This window comes from Rhodococcus sp. G6(2025) (assembly GCF_058628105.1).
This window is the reverse complement of the sequence record NZ_CP179750.1, coordinates 2,968,370-2,988,726: the sequence shown is the minus strand read 5'-3', so window position 1 is coordinate 2,988,726 and position 20,357 is coordinate 2,968,370. Positions and strand designations below refer to the sequence as shown.

At 68.5% G+C, this 20,357-nt stretch carries 21 protein-coding genes; 9 read left to right on the top strand and 12 right to left on the bottom strand.

The features are described from left to right. Window positions 1–400: 400 nt before the first annotated feature. From cofD to ACLIVD_RS13540, 3 genes are read left to right on the top strand one after another with little or no spacing between them, the layout of a single operon-like run. Complete coding sequence (cofD, locus tag ACLIVD_RS13550) at window positions 401–1,366, top strand: 2-phospho-L-lactate transferase (RefSeq protein WP_283335207.1); 966 nt, start codon at window positions 401–403, stop codon at window positions 1,364–1,366. Continuing rightward, entirely contained in the window at window positions 1,363–2,727 is a 1,365-nt protein-coding gene (locus ACLIVD_RS13545; RefSeq protein ID WP_491932584.1) for a coenzyme F420-0:L-glutamate ligase, read from the top strand. The genes cofD and ACLIVD_RS13545 overlap by 4 nt, the downstream gene beginning before the upstream one ends. Window positions 2,728–2,737: 10 nt before the next feature. Beyond that, window positions 2,738–3,286, top strand: a complete 549-nt coding sequence (locus tag ACLIVD_RS13540) for an NUDIX hydrolase (protein ID WP_491932583.1) — start codon at window positions 2,738–2,740, stop codon at window positions 3,284–3,286. Between the two features lie 444 nt (window positions 3,287–3,730). Here the strand turns inward: ACLIVD_RS13540 and manB are convergent, their stop codons facing one another. The 3 genes from manB to rfbD are packed head-to-tail and all read right to left on the bottom strand — an operon-like array spanning window position 3,731 to window position 6,582. Beyond that, complete coding sequence (gene manB, locus ACLIVD_RS13535; RefSeq protein ID WP_491932582.1) at window positions 3,731–4,810, bottom strand: mannose-1-phosphate guanylyltransferase; 1,080 nt, start codon at window positions 4,808–4,810, stop codon at window positions 3,731–3,733. Continuing rightward, a complete protein-coding gene (locus ACLIVD_RS13530; RefSeq protein ID WP_491932581.1) occupies window positions 4,800–5,699 on the bottom strand; it encodes a glycosyltransferase family 2 protein in 900 nt (299 codons plus the stop codon). Before ACLIVD_RS13530 ends, manB begins: the two co-directional genes overlap by 11 nt. 34 nt (window positions 5,700–5,733) lie before the next feature. Then, window positions 5,734–6,582 (bottom strand): dTDP-4-dehydrorhamnose reductase, encoded by an 849-nt coding sequence (rfbD, locus tag ACLIVD_RS13525; protein WP_491932580.1) that lies wholly within the window; start codon window positions 6,580–6,582, stop codon window positions 5,734–5,736. A gap of 68 nt (window positions 6,583–6,650) precedes the next feature. Between rfbD and ACLIVD_RS13520 the strand changes: the two genes are divergently transcribed. Continuing rightward, window positions 6,651–8,180: an LCP family protein gene (locus ACLIVD_RS13520; protein WP_491932579.1), complete on the top strand. Its 1,530-nt coding sequence runs from the start codon at window positions 6,651–6,653 to the stop codon at window positions 8,178–8,180. A gap of 23 nt (window positions 8,181–8,203) precedes the next feature. Next, a complete protein-coding gene (locus ACLIVD_RS13515) occupies window positions 8,204–8,923 on the top strand; it encodes a TIGR03089 family protein (RefSeq protein ID WP_005563294.1) in 720 nt (239 codons plus the stop codon). Here the strand turns inward: ACLIVD_RS13515 and ACLIVD_RS13510 are convergent. The 3 genes from ACLIVD_RS13510 to ACLIVD_RS13500 are packed head-to-tail and all read right to left on the bottom strand — an operon-like array spanning window position 8,908 to window position 11,072. After that, the gene (locus tag ACLIVD_RS13510; protein ID WP_280785200.1) at window positions 8,908–9,264 is read right to left on the bottom strand and encodes a hypothetical protein; all 357 of its coding nucleotides are present in this window, start codon (window positions 9,262–9,264) and stop codon (window positions 8,908–8,910) included. The genes ACLIVD_RS13515 and ACLIVD_RS13510 overlap by 16 nt on opposite strands. Window positions 9,265–9,301: 37 nt before the next feature. Further along, window positions 9,302–9,829, bottom strand: a complete 528-nt coding sequence (gene purE / locus ACLIVD_RS13505) for a 5-(carboxyamino)imidazole ribonucleotide mutase (protein WP_164065886.1) — start codon at window positions 9,827–9,829, stop codon at window positions 9,302–9,304. Beyond that, a complete protein-coding gene (locus ACLIVD_RS13500) occupies window positions 9,813–11,072 on the bottom strand; it encodes a 5-(carboxyamino)imidazole ribonucleotide synthase (protein WP_317568981.1) in 1,260 nt (419 codons plus the stop codon). The genes purE and ACLIVD_RS13500 overlap by 17 nt, the downstream gene beginning before the upstream one ends. Window positions 11,073–11,202: 130 nt before the next feature. On the opposite strand from ACLIVD_RS13500, the gene ACLIVD_RS13495 reads away from it, so the two are divergent. Beyond that, window positions 11,203–11,748: a GtrA family protein gene (locus ACLIVD_RS13495; protein ID WP_164065884.1), complete on the top strand. Its 546-nt coding sequence runs from the start codon at window positions 11,203–11,205 to the stop codon at window positions 11,746–11,748. A 3-nt stretch (window positions 11,749–11,751) separates the two neighbouring features. Here ACLIVD_RS13495 and ACLIVD_RS13490 read toward each other — a convergent pair whose 3' ends face one another. Genes ACLIVD_RS13490 through ACLIVD_RS13470 form a run of 5 tightly spaced genes read right to left on the bottom strand, consistent with a single transcriptional unit; the run spans window position 11,752 to window position 15,810 of the window. Continuing rightward, window positions 11,752–13,086: a HAMP domain-containing sensor histidine kinase gene (locus ACLIVD_RS13490; RefSeq protein WP_317568982.1), complete on the bottom strand. Its 1,335-nt coding sequence runs from the start codon at window positions 13,084–13,086 to the stop codon at window positions 11,752–11,754. Between the two features lie 8 nt (window positions 13,087–13,094). Next, a complete protein-coding gene (locus ACLIVD_RS13485) occupies window positions 13,095–13,775 on the bottom strand; it encodes a response regulator transcription factor (protein ID WP_025432276.1) in 681 nt (226 codons plus the stop codon). Between the two features lie 39 nt (window positions 13,776–13,814). After that, window positions 13,815–14,372, bottom strand: coding sequence for a PH domain-containing protein (locus ACLIVD_RS13480; protein WP_105413190.1), 558 nt, complete (start codon window positions 14,370–14,372; stop codon window positions 13,815–13,817). Window positions 14,373–14,387: 15 nt separating this feature from the next. Next, a complete protein-coding gene (locus ACLIVD_RS13475) occupies window positions 14,388–14,945 on the bottom strand; it encodes an HdeD family acid-resistance protein (RefSeq protein WP_280785193.1) in 558 nt (185 codons plus the stop codon). Between the two features lie 16 nt (window positions 14,946–14,961). Further along, complete coding sequence (locus ACLIVD_RS13470; RefSeq protein ID WP_317568983.1) at window positions 14,962–15,810, bottom strand: biotin--[acetyl-CoA-carboxylase] ligase; 849 nt, start codon at window positions 15,808–15,810, stop codon at window positions 14,962–14,964. A 116-nt stretch (window positions 15,811–15,926) separates the two neighbouring features. Here ACLIVD_RS13470 and ACLIVD_RS13465 point away from each other — a divergent pair, with 116 nt between their 5' ends. Genes ACLIVD_RS13465 through ACLIVD_RS13455 form a run of 3 tightly spaced genes read left to right on the top strand, consistent with a single transcriptional unit; the run spans window position 15,927 to window position 18,581 of the window. Beyond that, window positions 15,927–17,567 carry an acyl-CoA carboxylase subunit beta gene (locus ACLIVD_RS13465; protein ID WP_182623944.1) on the top strand — a complete coding sequence of 547 codons (1,641 nt, stop codon included), beginning with the start codon at window positions 15,927–15,929 and terminating at the stop codon, window positions 17,565–17,567. Continuing rightward, the gene (locus ACLIVD_RS13460) at window positions 17,564–17,926 is read left to right on the top strand and encodes an acyl-CoA carboxylase subunit epsilon (RefSeq protein ID WP_491932578.1); all 363 of its coding nucleotides are present in this window, start codon (window positions 17,564–17,566) and stop codon (window positions 17,924–17,926) included. The genes ACLIVD_RS13465 and ACLIVD_RS13460 overlap by 4 nt, the downstream gene beginning before the upstream one ends. Window positions 17,927–17,936: 10 nt before the next feature. Continuing rightward, window positions 17,937–18,581: a Maf family protein gene (locus ACLIVD_RS13455; protein WP_280785218.1), complete on the top strand. Its 645-nt coding sequence runs from the start codon at window positions 17,937–17,939 to the stop codon at window positions 18,579–18,581. Here the strand turns inward: ACLIVD_RS13455 and ACLIVD_RS13450 are convergent. Further along, window positions 18,564–20,282, bottom strand: a complete 1,719-nt coding sequence (locus tag ACLIVD_RS13450) for an MFS transporter (RefSeq protein WP_491932577.1) — start codon at window positions 20,280–20,282, stop codon at window positions 18,564–18,566. The genes ACLIVD_RS13455 and ACLIVD_RS13450 overlap by 18 nt on opposite strands. Window positions 20,283–20,357 lie beyond the last annotated feature (75 nt).

Genomic DNA, 20,357 nt, shown 5'->3' with positions numbered 1-20,357 from the left:
CTGCCTTCTTGCACACAGACTTCTTGAACACAGACGCCGTCCGCTGCGCCTGCTTCGGAATTGGTCTGCGGTTCGTCGCTTACTGTGCTCCAGCGAGTCTCCGACTCGATCTGCTCATTGGGCATCGTTCCGCCTCCTCACCTGTGATAGCGCAGAAAATTTCGATCGATCATGTACCCCGAACCGAACACCCCTGCCACCCGTTCGAACAACCGTTCGAATTGATCCCCGCTGCAAGTGATTCCACGCCCACAACGTCGGAATGACATATTTGTGATTAGACACGCCCAGCGTGTCGCGGTCAAGCTAACCGTCGAAAGTCGATTACTATTTCGCGCTCTCGATTCGCTCCGGGGAAGCAGCACACAGGAGGCGGGCGGCCACCGCCTAGGCTTGCACCGTGAACGTGACTGTATTGGTTGGCGGGGTGGGTGGGGCCCGGTTCCTGCAAGGTGTGCGGAGACTTCTGGGGGCCGATTCGGGCCATGTCGTTACGGCGGTGGTCAATGTCGGTGACGATGTGTGGATGCACGGGCTGCGGATCTGCCCGGACCTGGATACCTGCATGTATACCCTCGGCGGCGGTATCGACACCGAGCGTGGGTGGGGGCATGCCGGGGAAACCTGGAACGCGAAGGAAGAACTCGCCGCCTATGGTGCGAAACCGGATTGGTTCGGGCTCGGGGACCGGGACATCGCCACGCATCTGATCCGCACCCAGATGCTGCGGACGGGGTATCCGTTGTCGGCGGTGACCGAGGCGTTGTGCAACCGGTGGCAACCGGGTGTGACCTTGCTGCCGGTGACCGATGATCGTAGTGAAACTCACGTCGTGATCACCGATCCCGAGGACGGGGAGCAGCGGGCGATCCACTTCCAGGAGTGGTGGGTGCGGTACCGCGCCCAGGTGCCGACGCACAGCTTCGCGCACATCGGCGCCGAGCAGGCCGCCCCGGCGCCGGGGGTGCTCGAGGCGATCGAGGCCGCCGACATCGTGTTGCTGGCACCGTCGAATCCGGTGGTCAGTGTGGGGGCGATCCTGGCGGTGCCCGGGATCCGGGGTGGTCTGCGCACCACCGCGGCGAAGGTGGTCGGGATCTCGCCGATCGTCGGCGGAAAACCGTTGCGGGGCATGGCCGACGAATGCCTCGACGTGATCGGGGTGGACACCTCGGCGGAGGCGATCGGCCGGTGGTACGGGGCACGGTCCGGGACCGGGATCCTCGACGGCTGGCTGGTCCACGACACCGACACCGCCGAGATCCCCGGTGTGGAGGTGGCCCGGGTGCCGCTGATCATGACCGACCCCGACGCCACCGCGGCGATGGTGCGGGCGGCGCTGGACGTGGCGGGGGTGACGTTGTGAGCGACCCTGCGGGTGCGTCCGGGCTCGATCACGCCCCGGGCGGGGCGATCGAGATCCGCCCGGTGACCGGTCTGCCCGAGTTCCGGCCCGGCGACGACCTCGCGGCGGCGATCGTCGCGGCCGCACCGTGGCTCGCCGAAGGGGACGTGCTGGTGGTCACCAGCAAGGTGTTCTCGAAGGTCGAGGGCCGGATCGTGTCCTCGCCCACCGACCCGGAGGAACGCGACGCCGCCCGACGGCGCCTCGTCGAGCAGGAAGCGGTGCGGATCGTGGCCCGCAAGGGCCGGACCCTGATCACCGAGAACCGGCTCGGGATCGTGCAGGCCGCGTCGGGGATCGACGGCTCGAACGTCGAGGGCTCCGAACTCGCACTGCTGCCGGAGGATCCCGACGCCAGCGCCCGCACCCTGCGCGATGCGATCGAGGTGGCGCTGGGGGTGCGGGTGGCGGTGGTGGTCACCGACACCATGGGCCGGGCGTGGCGCAACGGTCAGATCGACGCCGCGATCGGCGCGGTCGGGCTGCCGGTGCTGCACGGCTACGCCGGGTCCCGCGACAGTCAGGGCAACGAACTGGTGGTCACGGAGGTGGCGGTCGCCGACGAGATCGCCGCCGCGGGGGATCTGGTCAAGGGCAAACTCGGTGGGGTACCTGTCGCGGTCGTGCGGGGCCTGGATCTGGTCGACGACGGTTCGCGGGCACAGGATCTGATCCGCCGCGGCGCCGAGGACCTGTTCTGGCTCGGCACCGCCGAGTCCGTCGAACGGGGCCGGGCGGAGGCGGTGCTGCTGCGCCGCTCGGTCCGCCACTTCGCGACCGACCCGGTCGACCCGGATGCGGTGCGGGCATCGATCGCGGACGCCCTGACCGCACCCGCACCGCACCACACCCGACCGGTCCGCTTCGTCTGGGTCCGCACCCGCGCGGCCCGCGACGCACTGCTGACCCGGATGCGGCAGCAGTGGCGCACCGACCTGGCCGCCGACGGGATGAGCGCCGACGCGGTCGACGCGCGAGTGGCCCGCGGCAACATCCTGTTCGACGCACCGGAGGTGATCATCCCGTTCTGCGTCCCCGACGGCGCCCACCACTACCCCGACCAGCGTCGGCAGGCGGCGGAGTCGACGATGTTCACCGTCGCGGTCGGAGCCGCGGTGCAGGCACTGCTGGTGTCGTTGGCGACCAAGGGAATCGGCAGCTGCTGGATCGGGTCGACGATCTTCGCCGCCGACACCGTCCGCAGCACCCTCGACTTGCCCGCCGACTGGCAACCCCTCGGCGCGATCGCCGTCGGCCACCCCCTCGAACCACTGACCCCCCGACACGCCGCCGACCCCGGCGACGCCCTGATCGAGAGATGACCCACGCGCAATGAGCGCCGAATCACTACACCGCACCGCGACCGCCGCACTCGAGGGCTGGAAAACGCTCGACGAGAACGACGAATCGTTGCGCCACACCATGCTCGCGTTCCTCGCGTCGGCGCCGCTGGGGTGCCTGCGGGAGCACGCACCCGGACACATCACGGCGTCCTCCCTCGTCCTGGACGAGGGGGGATGTCACGTGCTTCTGACCCTGCATCCCCGGGTCGGCCGGTGGATCCAATTGGGCGGGCACTGCGAGCCTTCCGACGAGACCGTCGTCGACGCCGCGCTGCGGGAGGCGTGCGAGGAATCGGGAATTCCCGACCTCCGGATCGATCCCGTCCTGCTGTCGGCGCACACCCACCCGATCACGTGCTCACTCGGACAGCCCACCCGGCACCTGGATCTCCGGTTCGTCGTCCGCGCGCGTCCCGACGCCCACATCGTGCGTAGCTCCGAATCGACGGACCTCCGCTGGTGGCCGGTGGACGCACTGCCGCCGAACGCGGAGAAGCCCACGATCGACCAGCTCGTGCACCTGGCCGGACTGCGCTAGCGGAGCGGCGCCAGCGTCGGGCGTTTCGCCGAGATACGGTCGCCGGAGGATGTTCCCCAGATCGCCGGGTCGGCGTAGCCGAGATCTCCCGAACGGGCCGCAAGTTGCTCGGCAATCCGATCCGATCACCCGCGTATCCGTTGGGACGCCTCGGGTCCGGATCGCCGCGGGGCGCGAACCTCGAGGCCTGCTACCCGTGCGGGCACGTCGACAAGGCGAACCGGATCACACAGGATCGGTTTGTGTGCCGGGTGTGGACATGTCGATCAGGCAGATCACAATGCCGCGTTGAACATCGCCTACCTGGGGTACGTGAAGTACATGACCACGACGCACGGCTATTGGGCCGCCTAATCAACCGGCCTACAGTCGGCGCGCACCCGACGGCCAGTCGGGGACGCGACTGGCAAACCCGGCCCTTCAGGGCAGGGGTACGTTGATCTCTCACACGTCCGTGCTGAACCGGACCCCGCCGTCGGGCAACGTCACGCCCGGCCACACCCGGGCGCCGCGCAGGAGTTCGCACCGGGCGCCGATGTCGGCTCCGTCACCGATCACCGCGTCACGCACCAGAGCCCGCGGCCCGATGCGTGCGCCGAAACCGATGATGGACCGTTCGACGGTCGCTCCGGCCTCGACCACGGCGCCGTCGAACAGCACCGCGCCGTCGAGTCGCGCGCCCGCACCCACCTCGGCGCCGCGGCCGACGACGGTCCCGCCGATCAGCAGCGCGCCCGGGGCGACACCCGCACCCGGGTGGACGAGCGACTCGCCGCGCGGTCCGTCGAGCGCAGGCGACGGTGCGATGCCGCGCACCAGGTCCGCGGAACCGCGCACGAAGTCCTCGGGGGTGCCCATGTCGCGCCAGTACGAGGAGTCGACGTGACCGTAGATGCGGGCGTTCTCGGCCAGCAGGGACGGGAACACCTCGCGTTCCACCGACACCGGACGACCCTCGGGGATCCGTTCGATGATCTCGCGCTTGAAGACGTAACAGCCGGCGTTGATCTGGTCGGTCGGCGGGTCCTGCGTCTTCTCGAGAAACGCGGTGACCCGGCCGTCGGCGTCGGTGGGCACGCAGCCGAACGCCCGCGGATCCCCCACCCGCACGAGGTGCAGGGTGACGTCGGCGTCCCGGTTCCGGTGGGTGTCGAGGATCGCGCCCAGGTCGGTGCCGCCGAGAACGTCGCCGTTGAAGACCATGGCGTGGTCACCGCGCAGCTTCGGCAGAACGTTGCGGATGCCGCCACCGGTGCCGAGTGGTTCGGTCTCGGTGACGTAGTCGATCTCGAGACCGAGCTTGGAACCGTCGCCGAAGTACTCCTCGAAGACCTCCGCCTTGAAAGACGTCCCGAGGACCACGTGCGTGATCCCGGCCGCCCCGATCCGCGCGAGGAGATGCTGGAGGAACGGCAGACCCGCCGTCGGCAGCATGGGTTTGGGCGCCGACAACGTCAGCGGGCGGAGCCTCGTTCCCTGACCGCCGACCAGCACCACTGCGTCGGTCGTCTTCTCAATTGCCATGAGTCGTTCCCCCCTCGTTCTGGTTCGTGCGTCGTTCCCGGACTGCGGCAGCCACGGCGATCTTCGACCGCACTGCCAATCCTCCCCGAAGTGCCCACCGAAGCGGCGCCTGCCACCAGTGGGGATGACGATCGGCCTGGAACCGGTACGCGCTCTGATGGTGAGCGGGCAGCATCAGTTCCGGATGCTTGCCCGCGGCGTGCCCCTTCGCGTGGGTGACCTCGGCGGAAGGCACGTACACGTTCAGCCATCCGGCCTTGCCCAGGCGGTCGCCGAGGTCGACGTCCTCCATGTACATGAAGTAGCGGGAATCGAAGCCGTTGATCGAGTCGAAGGCCGCGCGCCGCATGAGCAGGCACGAACCGGACAACCAGCCGACCGACCGCTCGCTGACCGTCTCGTTTTCCTGGCGGTAGCCGGCAGTCCACGGGTTGGACGGCCACACCGTGCCCAGAATCGCGTGCCCGGCACCCGACACGAGGTCGGGCACCTGGCGTGCCGACGGGTAGATGCTCCCGTCGGGTTCCAGGACGAGAGGTCCGAGCGCCCCGGCACGCGGCCAGCGCTCGGCGGCCGCGAGAAGTACGTCGATCGATCCGGGCGCCCAGCGAACATCCGGATTGGCGATGACGACGAACTCGATCTCGTCGTCGATCTCCGCCACAGCCCTGTTGATGGCACCGCCGTAGCCGATGTTCCCGCCGGTGCGCAGCATGCGCACGTGCTCGTGCGCCGCGTCCGCGGCCTCGGGGGCGCCGTCCGTCGATCCGTTGTCGGCCATCACGACCTGCGGATCTTCTTTCGTCGCCTCGGCGAGAGTGCCCAGGAATTGCTCCAGATGCTCACCTGGCGAAAAGGTCACCGTCACCACGGCCAGCTTCGAACTCACGCGGGCAAGCGTAGCCGCTGGGAGAGGGTCCGCCTCACACCGCTGCACGCACAGCCGCATGCAGCGCGTCCCGCCACGGCCGCAACGGGGTCAGCCCGGCGGCGGCCCACGCACTTCCGGACAGCACCGAGAACGCCGGTCGCGGGGCGGGCCGCACGAACTGGGCACTCGTGCACGGCCGGACTCGATCCGGGTCCGCGCCTGCTTCCTCGAACACTGCGCGCGCGAGGTCGAACCAACTCGCCCGGCCCGAATTGGTGGCGTGCAGGACCGGCGCGTCGACGTCGCTGCGCCCCGCGAGTTCGAGCAGCGCATCGGCCAGGTCGCCGGCGAATGTGGGCGAGCCCACCTGATCGTCCACGACGTCGACCGTGTCACGTTCGCGCTCGAGCCGGAGCATGGTGGAGACGAAGTCAGAGCCGATCCCCGTGTAGACCCATGCGGTGCGCACGATGTGGGCGGACGGAAGCGCTGCGTGGACGGCGCGTTCGCCGGCGAGTTTGGTGCGTCCGTAGGCGGTTGCCGGACCCGTCGGGGCGTCCACCTCGTACGGTGTGTCGCCCTGCCCGGCAAAGACGTAGTCGGTGGAGACGTGGATCAGCCGGGCACCCACCCGGGCGCACGCCGCCGCCAGGTTCCCAGGCCCGGTCTCGTTCACCGCCCGGGCGGTGTCCTCGTCCGATTCCGCAGCGTCGACCGCCGTGTACGCCGCGCAGTTGATCACCACCGATCCGCCTTCGACCTGCTCGTTCACCGCGCCGGGGTCGGTGATGTCGAGTTCGTCGGACCCCACCCCCCGGGCCGGAATACCGGTCGCCGCGGCTCGTCGGAGGAGGTGTCCACCCAGCTGTCCCCGGGCGCCGGTCACAAGGATCTTCGTCACGGGGGTCAGTCTGGCACGCCGATCGACGCCTCCCTGCTCCCGGCGCGGCGACCAGTAGCCTGGTTTCCGTGTCACACGAGCAACCCGCACCAGACGCACCCCCGAGCACGGCTCGGCGGCCGATTCACATCGCTGTGGCGGTGCTGTCGGTGCTCGCCCTCGTCGTGACGGGATTCGCCTGGCGGAGTATCGACTCGCTGCGCAACAATCTGGCAACCGCGGGCGGTCTGGGACTCGGCGGAAGCGCCGACGGCGCCGTCGACATCCTCATGGTCGGCACCGACAGCCGCACCGACGCCCACGGCAACCCGCTGTCCCAGGAGGAACTCGACTCACTTCGGGCCGGCGAGGAAGTGGCGTCCAACACCGACACCATCGTCCTCATCCGCGTTCCCAACGACGGGAGTTCCGCCACCGCCATCTCGATCCCCCGCGATTCCTACGTCGACGTGCCGGGCATCGGCATGTCGAAGATCAACGCCGCGTATGGCGCCACCAAGGAGACCGAGCGGCTCAAACTCGTCGAGGACGGCGCCACCGACAAGGAAGCCGAGGAGGAGTCGACGAAGGCCGGCCGCGAGGCGCTCATCCAATCGGTGGCCGATCTCACCGGGATCACCGTCGACCACTACGCCGAGGTCGGGCTGCTCGGGTTCGTCCTCCTCACCAACGCTGTCGGCGGCGTCGACGTCTGCCTCAACGAACCGGTGGACGAGGACATGTCCGGCGCGCACTTCCCCGCCGGTGAGCAGACGTTGAAGGGTGCGGACGCACTGAGCTTCGTCCGCCAGCGCCACGACCTGCCCCGCGGCGACCTCGACCGCATCGTGCGTCAGCAAGTGTTCATGGCATCGCTCGTCGGCAAGGTGCTGTCCGCGAAGACACTCAGCGATCCCGGCAAGCTGAACGAACTCAGCGGCGCCGTGCAACGCTCGGTGGTGCTCGACGAAGACTGGGACATCATCGAATTCGCCACCCAACTGCAGGACCTCGCCGGCGGCAAGGTGCAGTTCGAGACGATTCCGGTCGCGGATCTCAACGGCATGACCGACTACGGCGAGTCCATCGTCGAGGTCAAGCCGAAGGACGTGAAGAAGTACGTGGCCGGTCTCGTCGGCGAGGAACCCACCGACTCGGAAGACACCACCACGTCCGAGACGCCCAAGATCGACGCCTCGACCGTCACCGTCGACGTGGCAAATGCAAGCGACGTCGGAGGCCTCGCGAACGGCGTCGCCGACGCTCTCACGTCGCTCGGCTACGGCCAGGGCGAGGTCGGCAACTACACAGGTCAGTCGGTGAGCGAGACCACCGTCTTCGCGCACTCCGCGGACGACGACAGCGCCAAGGCGGTCGCCGCAGCACTCGGCGGACTCCCCACCGACACCGACGCATCACTGCCCGAAGGCTCGGTGCGGGTGGTGCTGTCGAGTGACTACCAGGGCCCGACGTCCGCCGAGACCACCGGCACCACCACGTCGTCCGAGTCCTCGGAGACAGGCCTCGAGCCCGCGACCACAGCAGGAACGACCCCCACCCCGGCACCGCCCGGCCCACCCATCGATGCCGGCTCGTCGGGCCCGCGTTGCGTGAACTAGAAAACGAGAGACGGATCGTGTCCATGAACCATGCGTCCCGCACGCTGACCGACGCCCTGCTCGACCCCATCCTGAAGAACGACCCGGCCGGCCCGCGCGTCACGTTCTACGACGATGCGACCGGCGAACGGGTCGAACTCTCGGCCCTCACCCTCGCCAACTGGGCGGCCAAGACCGCAAACCTGCTGCGTGACGAATTCGGCGTCGAGCCCGGCGCCCGCGTCGCGGTGCTCCTTCCCGCGCACTGGCAGACCGCCGCGGTTCTGCTCGGTGCATGGTGGGCCGGCGCCGAGGTCGTCCTCGAAGCCGACGCGGACGCCGAGATCGCACTCGTCTCGGCCCAGCACCTGGGCGACGTCGAGGACGTACCCGAGGTCGCGGCGCTGTCGCTGGACGCGTTCGGCAGGCCCGTCCCCGACCTCCCCGTCGGCATTACCGACTACGCCACCTCCGTGCGCGTCCACGGCGACCAGTTCCGGCCGACGGTCGCCGGACCCGCACTGGCCGGCAAGAGCGTCGACGACGTCCTCGCCGCAGCGCTCGCCTCCGCCGAATCCCAGGGAATCACCGGTACCGACCGGGTGCTGTCCGAAGAGGCGTGGGACTCCCCCGACGCCCTGATCGACGGTCTGGTGGCCGTCTTCGCAGCCGGAGCGTCACTCGTGCAGGTCACCAACGCCGACGACGCAGCCCGGTCGAGGCGCGTCGACACCGAGAAGATCACCCGTCAGCTCTCCCGGTAGCCGCCGTCCGCGAGGCCCGCGGCGATCTCGAACCTGTTCCGGGAACCGCGGTGCCGCAACTCCTCGAACAGATACCGCAGCGCGAAGGTCCACCCGTACGTAGCCCATTGGTCGGCGTGGACCGCTTCGTGTCGCATCAGCGATCTCGCCGGTTCCGGGCCGGTGAGGAATGCGCCGCCGATCGTCGTCCCGCCGCGCGCGTATCCACCCCGCATCCGGCTGCACACGAAGATGCCGAACTCGGCGTCGAACGCGATGCGGGCGCCCCACAGCCGGGCATACACCAACGCCAGCCGTGTGATCGCCGCGGACTGCGAGCTCCCCCGCGACGCTCGGATCATCGGCACACCGCGGCTGCGTTTCACAGGCGCAGGATACTCAGCCCAGCAGCTTGTCGCGGAGTGCCTTGTCCTTGTCCAGGACCATCTTCTCGAGCCCGTCCTGGAACGCGACCATCCGCTGTTGCAGGGCGGGGTCGGAGGCGCCGAGGATGCGGACGGCGAGCAGGCCCGCGTTGCGGGCGCCGCCGATGGACACGGTCGCGACGGGGACGCCTGCGGGCATCTGCACGATCGAGAGCAGCGAGTCCATGCCGTCGAGGTATTTCAGCGGGACGGGCACACCGATGACGGGCAGTGGGGTGGCCGACGCGACCATGCCCGGCAGGTGGGCGGCACCCCCGGCGCCGGCGATGATCACCTGGATGCCACGGCCGGCCGCGTCCTTCGCGTAGTCGAGCATGCGCTGCGGTGTGCGGTGCGCGGAGACGACACCGACCTCGAAGCGCACCCCGAACTCGGCGAGCGCCTCGGCGGCGGCCTCCATGGTGGGCCAGTCGGAGTCGCTGCCCATGATGAGCCCGACCTGTGCGCCCTGCCGTGCTGCCGTGTCACTCACCGTGTACATCCCATCCGTCGGTCCATTCAGCGTGCGAGAGCCAGTGCGCGGCGCGCTCGGCGCGCTCGCGCACCCGCGCCACGTATTCGGGGTCGTCGATCGAGCCGGGTCCGCCGACGATGTTCACGTGGCCGATCTTCCGGTCCTCACGTTCGCCCTTGCCGTACAGGTGGATCTTCGCGTCGGGCATCCGGGCGAAGAGGTGGTGGACGCGTTCGTCCATGCTCATCTCGGGGGCCGTCGGTGCACCGAGCACGTTCGCCATCACCGTGATCGGTGCGAGCGGTGCGGTGTCGCCGAGCGGGTAGTCGAGGACGGCGCGCAGATGCTGCTCGAACTGTGAGGTGCGGGCACCGTCCATGGTCCAGTGGCCGGAGTTGTGCGGGCGCATCGCGAGTTCGTTGACGACGAGCGCGCCGTCGGTCGTCTCGAACAGTTCGACGGCCATCGCGCCGACCACACCGAGTTCGGACGCGATGCGGAGCGCCAGTTCCTCGGCGGCCTCGGCGACCGAGTCGGGCAGAGCTGGGGCGGGGGCGAGGACCACGGCGCACTGTCCGTGGCGTTGCACCGTCTCCACGACGGGCCACGTGGCGCCCTGGCCGAACGGTGACCGCGCCACCATCGCGGACAGCTCACGCCGCATCTCGACCTTCTCCTCGACGATGAGGGAGACACCCTTGTCGAGTTGCCGGGTGACGATGCGCTCGGCCTCGTCGGAATCGTCGGTGATCCACACGCCGCGACCGTCGTATCCGCCTCGGACGGCCTTGATCACGACAGGCCACCCGTGTTCGGCGCCGAATTTGACGACGTCCTCGGCCCAGGTCACCTCGGCGTAAGCCGGGACCGGTGCGCCGAGTTCGGCGAGCTTGCGGCGCATCGCCAGCTTGTCCTGCGCGTAGATGAGCGCCGTCGGCGGCGGCTGCACGTTGACGCCCTCGGCGACCAGGACGTCGAGGTGCTCGGTGGGCACGTGCTCGTGGTCGAAGGTCAGCGCGTGCGACCCGACCGCGGCCCTGCGGAGCGCGTCGAGGTCGGTGTGGCTGCCGAGGACGACGTCGGGGCTCACCTGGGCTGCGGGTTCGTCGGCGGTGCCGGAGAGCACCCGCAGGGTCTGGCCGAGCGCAATCGCGGCCTGGTGGGTCATCCGCGCGAGTTGGCCGCCACCGATCATCGTCACGACGGGTTGCCCGGCGGTCAGATCGCGGGGTGTCGTGGGACGCGGTGTGGAGTCAGAGTTGCCGGTCACGGGTCACTAGTTTGTCATGTCCGGCGCGGGGTTCCGCCGCCGAGGTGCCGGTGGGCAGTTTCTGTGATTCTCCTGATGATCTCGCCGTCAATTGGTGGTATCCGGTCCGACTTTCGTAAACTCATCCGTTGTGTCATTTGTCGACGGCGTCCTAGCACGCGTTCCCCAGCCTTTTCGGGCTCTCGCGTTGCGGCATCACGAACTGATCAAGTTCGCGATTGTGGGCGGCACCACCATGATCTTCGACCTCGCGATCTTCTATTCGCTGAGCCTGACGATCCTCGAAGAGAAGCCCGTTGTCGCAAAAATTCTGTCCGGAATTCTCGCGACGGTCCTGAGTTACATTCTCAACCGCGAATGGTCGTTCAAGAACCGTGGCGGGCGTGAACGTCACCACGAGGCCCTGCTGTTCTTCACGATCAGCGGGATCGGCGTCCTCCTCGCCGCGGCGCCCCTGTGGATCGCCAACAACGTGTTCGACATCCGCGCCGACCAGGAGAACCTGACCACGCTGGTGGTCGTCGACTTCGTGCTCAACTACATCATCGGAAACCTGCTGCAGATGGTGTTCCGCTTCTGGGCACTCCGCCGGTTCGCCTTCCCCGACGAGAACGTGCACATCATCGATCCGGACCTCGTCGACGAGGCCGTCGAGGAAGAGTTCGGCCACTCCTGATCATCAGCGCGGTTCCCGGATCCCGGTGACCCGCGTCGGCACGTGCTCGCGCGCGAGGGGAACGAAGATCGCGAACAGCGCCGGACGGCGTCGCTGCAGTTCCAGCCGGCCGCCGTCCGCCTCGATGAGTGCACGGGCCAGCGCCAGGCCCACACCGGTCGAACCGGCCCCCGAGAATCCGCGGTCGAAGATGTGTGGCGCGAGGTCGTTGCTGACCCCGACTCCCTCGTCCGACACCTCGACGCACACCATGGTCTCGCGGGGCGACGTCTCCTCGCCGGGCGTCCTGAGATTCTGCCCCTGGATAAGACGCACCGCGACGGTGCACGTTCCCGCCCCGTGCATGAGCGCGTTGTCGACGAGCACCGCGACGGCCTCGCGGAGCCGGGAACCGGTGGTCGACGCCATCACGTTCGTGTCCCCGCGCAGCAGCAACTCGCGGTCGACGTCTTCGAACGGCCGCTTCCAGTCCGCGATGACCACGCTGAGCTCCCGGATCACCGACACGTGGGTCTCGGTACCACTGCTACGTGACGAGCGGACCAGTTCGTCGATCGCAACGGTCAATCGGTCCACCTGCGCCATCGCCTCGTCGGCCTCGACCACGACCGCGGGGTCCGAGTGCACGGACAGCTCGTCGAGCCGGAGACGGACGGCCGTGAGTCGGCTGCGGAGCTGATGGGAGACGTCCGCGACGAGCGCGTGCTCGCGCTGCAGCCGTCCCGCGATCTCGACGGTCGCGGAGTCCAGGACGTCGGAGACACGGTCGAGTTCGGGGATGCCGTGACGTCGGGGGTCGGGCCGGAAATCGCCCTCCGCGAGCCGGGCCGCCCGGTTGGCGACATCCCGCAGTGGGTCGGCGAGCCGCTTCGCCGTGACGTAGGCGACCACGGTGCCCGCGGCGATGGACACGAGCACCAGCAGCGCGACGGCACCGACCGCCTGCCGTTGCTGGGTGCGCATCTCGTCGGACGGCACCTCGAGACGCAGCGAACCGGATGTGCCCATCGCGAGAGATTCCACGAGGGGCGACTGCACGGACGATTCGCCGATGTCCACTCGCGCTGCGCCGTCGTCGGTGGTCGGATAGACCACCACCAGGCGGCCCCCGGCGGGCGTCAGCAGACGCAGGGAGTTCGTGTCGAGATCACCCTCGACGACGCCGTTGACGCCCTCCTGGGTGATGATCTCCGTCGCCATCCGATCGAGCCGGACCTGGAGATCGCTCCGGTTGAAATCCTCGACCCACAACCACGCCGTGTAGATGAGCGGCACACCGAGCAGCAGTGCCGTCAGGATCACGACTGCGAGGATCGACTGGAGAATTCTGCGGCGCACTACCCCGCCTAGTCGGTGTTGATGCGGAAGCCGACGCCGCGGACCGTCGCGATGCGACGCTCGGCGGCGGGGCCCTCGTCACCGATCTTTCGGCGAAGCCACGACATGTGCATGTCGAGTGTCTTCGAGCCGCGCAGTTCCACGTCGCCCCAGACCTCCGCGAGGATGGTGTCGCGGGACACCACCTGCCCGGCGTGCTCGAGCAGCACCCGGAGAAGCTCGTACTCCTTGTTGGCGAGGGCGATCTCGGTGCCGTTCACGAGCACCCTCCGGGCCGCCGGTTCGAGCCGGATGCCGCCGACCTCGACGACGGAATCCTCGCCGCCACCGCGACGGCGCAGCAGGGCGCGCACCCGTGCCATCAATTCCGCCAACCGGAACGGCTTGCCCACGTAGTCGTCGGCGCCCGCGTCGAGTCCGACGACGAAGTCGACCTCGTCGGTGCGTGCGGTGAGCATGAGCACCGCCAGTTCCGAACTGTGGGCGCGTACCTGCCTGCACACCTCGAGTCCGTCCATCCCCGGGAGTCCGAGGTCCAGGATCAACAGGTCGTACGCTCCGTCGAGCGCCTGCTCCAGCGCTGCCGGGCCGGTCTGCTCGATGGTGACGTCGTATCCCTCCCGGCCCAGTGCCCGCGACAGCGGGGCGGCAATGGCTTCGTCATCTTCGGCAAGCAATACAGCAGTCACCTCCACAGCGTACGGACGTGCGCAGACGGCCGTGACCGGTTACCAGCCTTTGCCGGTGTCGGCGTCGCCGCGCGGGTCGTCACGCTCCCGTTCGCGGTGGAGATCCATCGCGTCGAACACCTGGTGATAGAGCAGCGAGTGGACGCGCTGCACGTCGGGGATGTCGTCGAATTCCAGTGGATCGTCCGAGGACGACACGATGACCAGCGTGCCGGTGCGGAGCATCCGGTCGAGGAGGCCGTGCCGGAACTGGACGTTGCTGATGCGCCCCATCGGAATGTCGATCCCGGTGTGGGTCATCACACCCTGGCGGATGAGAACACGCCGGTCGGTGACGATGAAGTGGGTGAACTTCCAACTGAGAAACGGCGCGACACAGCGCCATACGACGAGCCCCAGCCACACCACGAGGACGACGACGAGCACGACGTTCAGCGCGGAGCCGTCCAGCTTGTTCTCGGCGAATCCCGCCGCGAAACCTGCCACGGCCGTCGCCAGCAGAAACGTGACGGCGGGGAGCAGCAGCATCTTCCAGTGTGGATGACGGTGAAGCAGCAGTTCCTCGTCCTCGGCGAGGGCGTCCTCCGGATATCCCATGCGAAGAGTGTGCCTCTATCGCATGCGGCTGAGCACTATCGGGGTGATGACGATGATGATGCCGTACAGCACCATCCACACTCCGACCACGATCACGAACACCTCGAGCGACAGTTCGGGCTGCAGGAGGACGAAGCCCCCGGCGATGACGCTGATCACGCCGAGCACGATGGTCAGCCCGCGATCCGCGACCGAACCCGAGGCGCCTTCCACGATTTCGAGGACACCTCGGAACACCCACCACGCACCGACGACGAGCGCGATGATCACGACGGTCTGGAGGGGGCTCCTCAGCACGAGGAACGCCAGAAGTATTGCCAGGGCGCCGGATACGCCCACCAGGGTCCGTGCAGCTCCCCCGGCCTCGACGTCGGCGAACGCCCGGATGATCTGGACGATCCCGAAGCCGAAGAACTGGATGGCGATCAGGACGGCCAGCACCGTGAGCGTCACGTGCGGCCATACGAGCACCGCGATGCCGAGACCCAGGGTGAGCAGACCGAGCACCACCGTGAGACCGGTCAACGTGCGCCGGGCTGCGGTGACGGAGGACTCCGGAATTGAGGTACTCATGTACCACAGTGTGGCACTACTCGGTGCGCACCGGGCGTAAATGTGTGATGTCACCTGCGGCGACGGCGATCGTGCCGGGCTGGCCGTCGGGGGCGATCACGACCCGGCCCTCCGCGTCGACGTCCGTTGCGATGCCGATGAGTTCACGCCCGCCGGGCAGTTCGGCGCGCACTCGCTGGCCGAGCGTGCCGCAGCGGGCACGGTAGGCCTCGGCGAGTTCCGTGACGTCCCAGTTGGAGTCGTGCCATTGCTGCCAGCGATCGGCGATGGCGCGCAGCACCGCCCGCACGAGGGTGTCGCGGTCACTGACCTCGGCGCCCTCGAGGACGAGCGACGTCGCATGCTCGACGGGCAGTTCGTCTCTCGTGAGGCTCACGTTGAGACCGATCCCGACGACCACCGCCGGATCCGGTGCCGTGGCGGACACCTCGGCGAGGATGCCGGCGACCTTGCGGCCGTCGATGAGCACATCGTTGGGCCACTTGAGTTCCGCGGGAACCTTGGCGGCGGCGCGGAGCGCGTCGACGACGGCGACACCGGTCAGCAGGGGCAGCCACCCCATGTCCTGGACGCTCATCCCCGGCATCGTCAGCAACAGGGAGACCGCGATCTGCGCCTGCGGCGGACTCACCCAGGCGCGTGAGTGGCGGCCCCGGCCGCTGCCCTGGAATTCGGCGAGCAGCACGTGCCGGTCACAGTTCGACGTCGCGGCCCGCGCGAGAAGATCGGCGTTGGTGGACCCGGTCTCCTGCACCACGTCGAGCCGCGCCCAGAACCTGCGGGTGTCGCTGTCGTCGTCACCGCGGACGAGCGCCGCGCGCAGATTGTCGGCGTTGAGAGGGGGTCGGTTCAGGTCGGTCCACATCACCACAGCCTAGGACGAGCTGGAAAAGGTACTGGTCAGTAGCCGGGTCCGGGCAACCCGCCGCCTGACCACCTCCCTTGGCAGAAGCTCGCCGGCTCTCGTTAAGCTGACCTGTCATGACCACTGTTCAGGAGCCGAGCGCGGCGGAGTCGGCGAGTACGCCCGATATTCACACGACGGCGGGAAAGCTCGCCGACCTGCGTAATCGTCAGGCCGAGGCGCAGCACCCGAGCGGTGAAGCCGCGGTCGAGAAAGTCCACGCCAAGGGCAAGCTCACCGCCCGCGAACGCATCACCGCGTTATTGGACGACGGCAGCTTCGTCGAACTCGACGCCCTCGCCCGGCACCGCTCGGTGAACTTCGGCCTCGCCGACAACCGCCCCGTCGGCGATGGCGTCGTCACCGGCTACGGCACCGTCGACGGCCGCGACGTCTGCGTGTTCTCCCAGGACGCCACCGTCTTCGGCGGCTCCCTCGGCGAAATCTACGGCGAAAAAATCGTCAAGGTCATGGACCTCGCCCTCAAGACCGGGCGCCCCCTGATCGGCATCAACGAAGGCGCCGGCGCCCGCATCCAGGAAGGCGTCGTCTCCCTCGGCCTCTACGGCGAAATCTTCCACCGCAACGTCCAGGCCTCCGGTGTCATCCCGCAGATCTCCCTGATCATGGGCCCCGCCGCCGGCGGCCACGTCTACTCCCCCGCCCTGACCGACTTCGTCGTCATGGTCGACCAGACCTCCCAGATGTTCGTCACCGGCCCCGACGTCATCAAAACCGTCACCGGCGAAGACGTCACCATGGAAGATTTGGGCGGCGCGCACACCCACATGGTCAAATCCGGCGTCGCCCACTACGTCGCCTCCGGCGAACAAGACGCCCTCGACTACGTCAAGGACCTGCTGTCCTACCTGCCGTCGAACAATCAGGCCGCGGCCCCCCGGATGCTGCCCACCGACCCGATCACCGGCTCCATCGACGACTCGCTGACCGCCGAGGACCTCGAACTCGACACCCTCATCCCGGACTCGGCGAACCAGCCCTACGACATGCACGAGGTCATCCGCCGCATCCTCGACGACGACGAATTCCTCGAGGTCCAGGCCGAACGCGCCGGCAACATCGTCGTCGGCTTCGGCCGCGTCGACGGCCGCAGCGTCGGGATCGTCGCCAACCAGCCCACCGTCTTCGCCGGCTGCCTCGACATCGACGCCTCCGAAAAAGCCGCCCGCTTCGTGCGCACCTGCGACGCGTTCAACGTCCCCATCATCACCCTCGTCGACGTCCCCGGCTTCCTGCCCGGCACCGACCAGGAATACAACGGCATCATCCGCCGCGGCGCGAAACTGCTCTACGCCTACGGCGAGGCCACCGTCGGGAAGATCACCGTCATCACCCGCAAGGCCTACGGCGGCGCCTACGACGTGATGGGCTCCAAGCACATGGGCGCCGACGTCAACCTCGCCTGGCCCACCGCCCAGATCGCCGTCATGGGCGCCTCCGGCGCCGTCGGGTTCGTCTACCGCAAACGCCTCCTCGAGGCCGCCAAGAACGGCGACGACGTCGACGCCCTGCGCCTGCAACTGCAACAGGAATACGAAGACACCCTCGTCAACCCGTACGTCGCCGCCGAACGCGGCTACGTCGACGCCGTCATCCCCCCGTCCCACACCCGCGGACAGATCGTGGCCGCCCTGCGCCTCCTCGAACGCAAAATGGTCACCCTCCCGCCCAAGAAGCATGGGAACATCCCCCTATGACCGCTATCACCGACGACGACGTGCGCACCGAGACAGGTTCGGACGCGACGGCGTCAGTCAACGGTTCCGCAGCGGACACCACGCTCGCGAAGGGTGCGGCCACCGACCTGCCGGGTGACACGGACGGCACCGCCGCCGACGCGGCCCGTCAGCCTTTCCTGAAGGTGGTCAAGGGCTCACCGTCCGACGAGGAGATCGCTGCGCTCGTCGCGGTGCTGTCCGCGGTCGCCGCCGCCGGCAGCGGTGAACCGGATTCGCACGTACCGCCCGAGTCCTGGGGCGCTCCCACGCGGATGCACCGGAATGTCGCCCCGTTCTCGCCGTACGCGTTCCCGAACGTGTCCGCGTACCGGCGTTGATCAGGATCCGGTGACATCCTTCGTTCTCGCCTCGGCTTCCCCGGCGCGGCTGGCTGTTCTGCGCAGCGCCGGGGTGGAACCGGTCGTGCGAGTCTCCGGAGTCGACGAGGATGCCGTCATCGCGGCACTCGGTGCCGACGCAGCCCCCGAGCACGTCGTCACCGAACTGGCCCGCGCCAAGGCGAGCGACGTCCTCCCTGTTCTCGCACGGGACGGGATCTCGGACGCCGTCGTCGTCGGATGCGACTCCATGTTGCTGATCGACGGGTCCCTGCAAGGCAAACCCGGAACCGTCGACGTCGCCCGCGCGCGGTGGTCGTCGATGGCCGGCCGTAGCGCGACCCTGCTCACCGGGCACAGCGTCCTGCGGATCGCGGAGGGCGCGGTGGTGGGTGACGCACACGATCACAGCGCCACCGTCGTCCATTTCGCGAGCCCGCCGGACGCCGATCTGGAGGCCTACCTCGCGACCGGGGAACCACTGCAGGTCGCGGGCGCGTTCACACTGGACAGCCTCGGGGGCTGGTTCGTGGACCGCATCGAGGGCGACCCGTCCAGCGTGATCGGGATCGGTCTGCCGCTCGTCCGGAGGTTGCTCGCGGAGGTCGGGGTCGGCGTCGCCGAGTTGTGGGCGTCGTCAGGCCGCGTCGACTGACTGTTCGTCGACCGACAGATTCCGGCGCGGAAGCGTCAACGACGCCACACCGATAGCCGCCGCCACCGCCGCGATGATCCAGAGGATGCGGCGCTCTGCCTGGAGAAACGCCTCGCCTGCCGCTGATCGGGTCGACTCCCGTGCGGCTACCACCGCGGAGTCGGCGATCTGCTGCTGAGCGGCGCCGAGCGCCGCACCCCCGGACGCCGGCGAACGGCATTCGTCGGGCACCTTCATCGGGGACGTGGACCCGAGTTGCTCCGTCGCGCAGCGCACGAACGTGTCCTCGGCCCGCGGGATCAGCGCCGGCGGCACCCCGGCCTCGGCGAGTTGCGCGGTCAACGCGGGCCGCTCGGCTTGCACCGCGTCCGCCGACTGCGTCGCGACGAGGTTGAAGAACACGACGCCGATCACCGCGAGGCCGATCGAACTACCCACCTGCTGCACGGTCGGGAGCAGCCCCGACACCGACCCGGCGTTCTGCGGTTGCACGGTCGCGAGGATCGCCGTCTGGAGCGGTGCCACGAACAGCCCGAGCCCGGCTCCCCCGATGAACAGCGGACCGGCCAGCGCCGACCACCGCGGATCGGTGCCCTCGTGCTGCAGTTGCGCCGCCAGCACGATGAGGGAGCCGGCGAAGAGCAGCATCCCGAGAGGCAGGACGAGGTTGCCGATGCGCCGATACACGGCACCGGAGGCCAGCGCGGCGAGCCCGGTCCCCAGCGCCCACGGCAGCGTCATCACCCCGGCCCTGAGCGGTGAGAACCCGAACCCGAACTGCAGGGTGAGGGAGATGGTGAAGATCAACGACGTGAGCGTCCCGAAGAACACGAACGCGATGGCCGCGCCGAGCGAGAACGCGCGGTCGGTGAACAGTTCGAGGCGCAGGACCGGGTCGCCGCCGCGGCGCCCGAGCCGCCACTCGTGGACGACGAACGCGATCAGGACCGGCACCGAACACAGCAGCATCACCACGAGCGACGTCGGCCAGCCGCGTTCCCGGCCCTCCGCGAGCGGAAAGATCAGGAGGAACAGCCCGAGCGCCGACAGCATGGCGCCGCCCACGTCGAGCCGGCGGATTCCGTCGGGCTTCGCGTCGACGAGATAGAAGTAGCCGAGGACCAGGGCCGCGAGCCCGATCGGGAGATTGACGAAGAAGATCAGCCGCCAACCCCAGTCGAAGAGATCCCACTGGATGAGAAGTCCGCCGACGAGCGGACCGCAGATCGTGGCGAGCCCGATGGTCGCGCCGTAGATTCCGAACACGCGCGGGTGCGAGCGTTTCGGAAACAGTCCCGAGATGATGGCGAACGTCTGAGCCGACATCGACCCCGCCGCGAGGCCCTGCAACGCCCGCGACACGACGAGAGCGGTCGGCGACTGGGCCAGTCCGCAGAGCAGAGAGGCAACGATGAAGACGGCCAGTGCGGTGAGGAAGACCCGTCGTCGGCCGAGCAGATCCCCCAGCCGCGCCGCTGTGATCAGCGAACATGCGAACGAGAGCGTGTAGACGCTCACCATCAGCAGCTGCGCCGACACCGAGGCGCCGAGATCGACCGCGATGCTCGGAAGCGCGACGTTGACGATGGTCGCGTCCAGGAGTTGCATGAACACGGCGGCGAGACTGGTGGCCAGACCCAGCCACGGGACCCAGCGACCGAGTTCGCCTCGATAGAGTGCGTCACGCTGAGTCACAGGCATCCGGACAGGCTAGCGGCTCGAACCTCACGGAATGCTGTGAGGTTGTTCAAAGGTTGCTGGATGCTACGCGAAGAA

Bases quoted from the DNA above. Each gene is read 5' to 3' on its own strand.
- ACLIVD_RS13540 (WP_491932583.1), top strand. From the start codon at position 2,738: ATGAGCGCCGAATCACTACACCGCACCGCGACCGCCGCACTCGAGGGC.
- ACLIVD_RS13480 (WP_105413190.1), bottom strand. From the start codon at position 14,372: ATGGGATATCCGGAGGACGCCCTCGCCGAGGACGAGGAACTGCTGCTT.
- ACLIVD_RS13475 (WP_280785193.1), bottom strand. From the start codon at position 14,945: ATGAGTACCTCAATTCCGGAGTCCTCCGTCACCGCAGCCCGGCGCACG.
- ACLIVD_RS13515 (WP_005563294.1), top strand. From the start codon at position 8,204: ATGAACCATGCGTCCCGCACGCTGACCGACGCCCTGCTCGACCCCATC.
- ACLIVD_RS13465 (WP_182623944.1), top strand. From the start codon at position 15,927: ATGACCACTGTTCAGGAGCCGAGCGCGGCGGAGTCGGCGAGTACGCCC.
- ACLIVD_RS13450 (WP_491932577.1), bottom strand. From the start codon at position 20,282: ATGCCTGTGACTCAGCGTGACGCACTCTATCGAGGCGAACTCGGTCGC.
- ACLIVD_RS13470 (WP_317568983.1), bottom strand. From the start codon at position 15,810: ATGTGGACCGACCTGAACCGACCCCCTCTCAACGCCGACAATCTGCGC.
- ACLIVD_RS13510 (WP_280785200.1), bottom strand. From the start codon at position 9,264: ATGATCCGAGCGTCGCGGGGGAGCTCGCAGTCCGCGGCGATCACACGG.
- ACLIVD_RS13460 (WP_491932578.1), top strand. From the start codon at position 17,564: ATGACCGCTATCACCGACGACGACGTGCGCACCGAGACAGGTTCGGAC.
- purE (WP_164065886.1), bottom strand. From the start codon at position 9,829: ATGTACACGGTGAGTGACACGGCAGCACGGCAGGGCGCACAGGTCGGG.
- manB (WP_491932582.1), bottom strand. From the start codon at position 4,810: ATGGCAATTGAGAAGACGACCGACGCAGTGGTGCTGGTCGGCGGTCAG.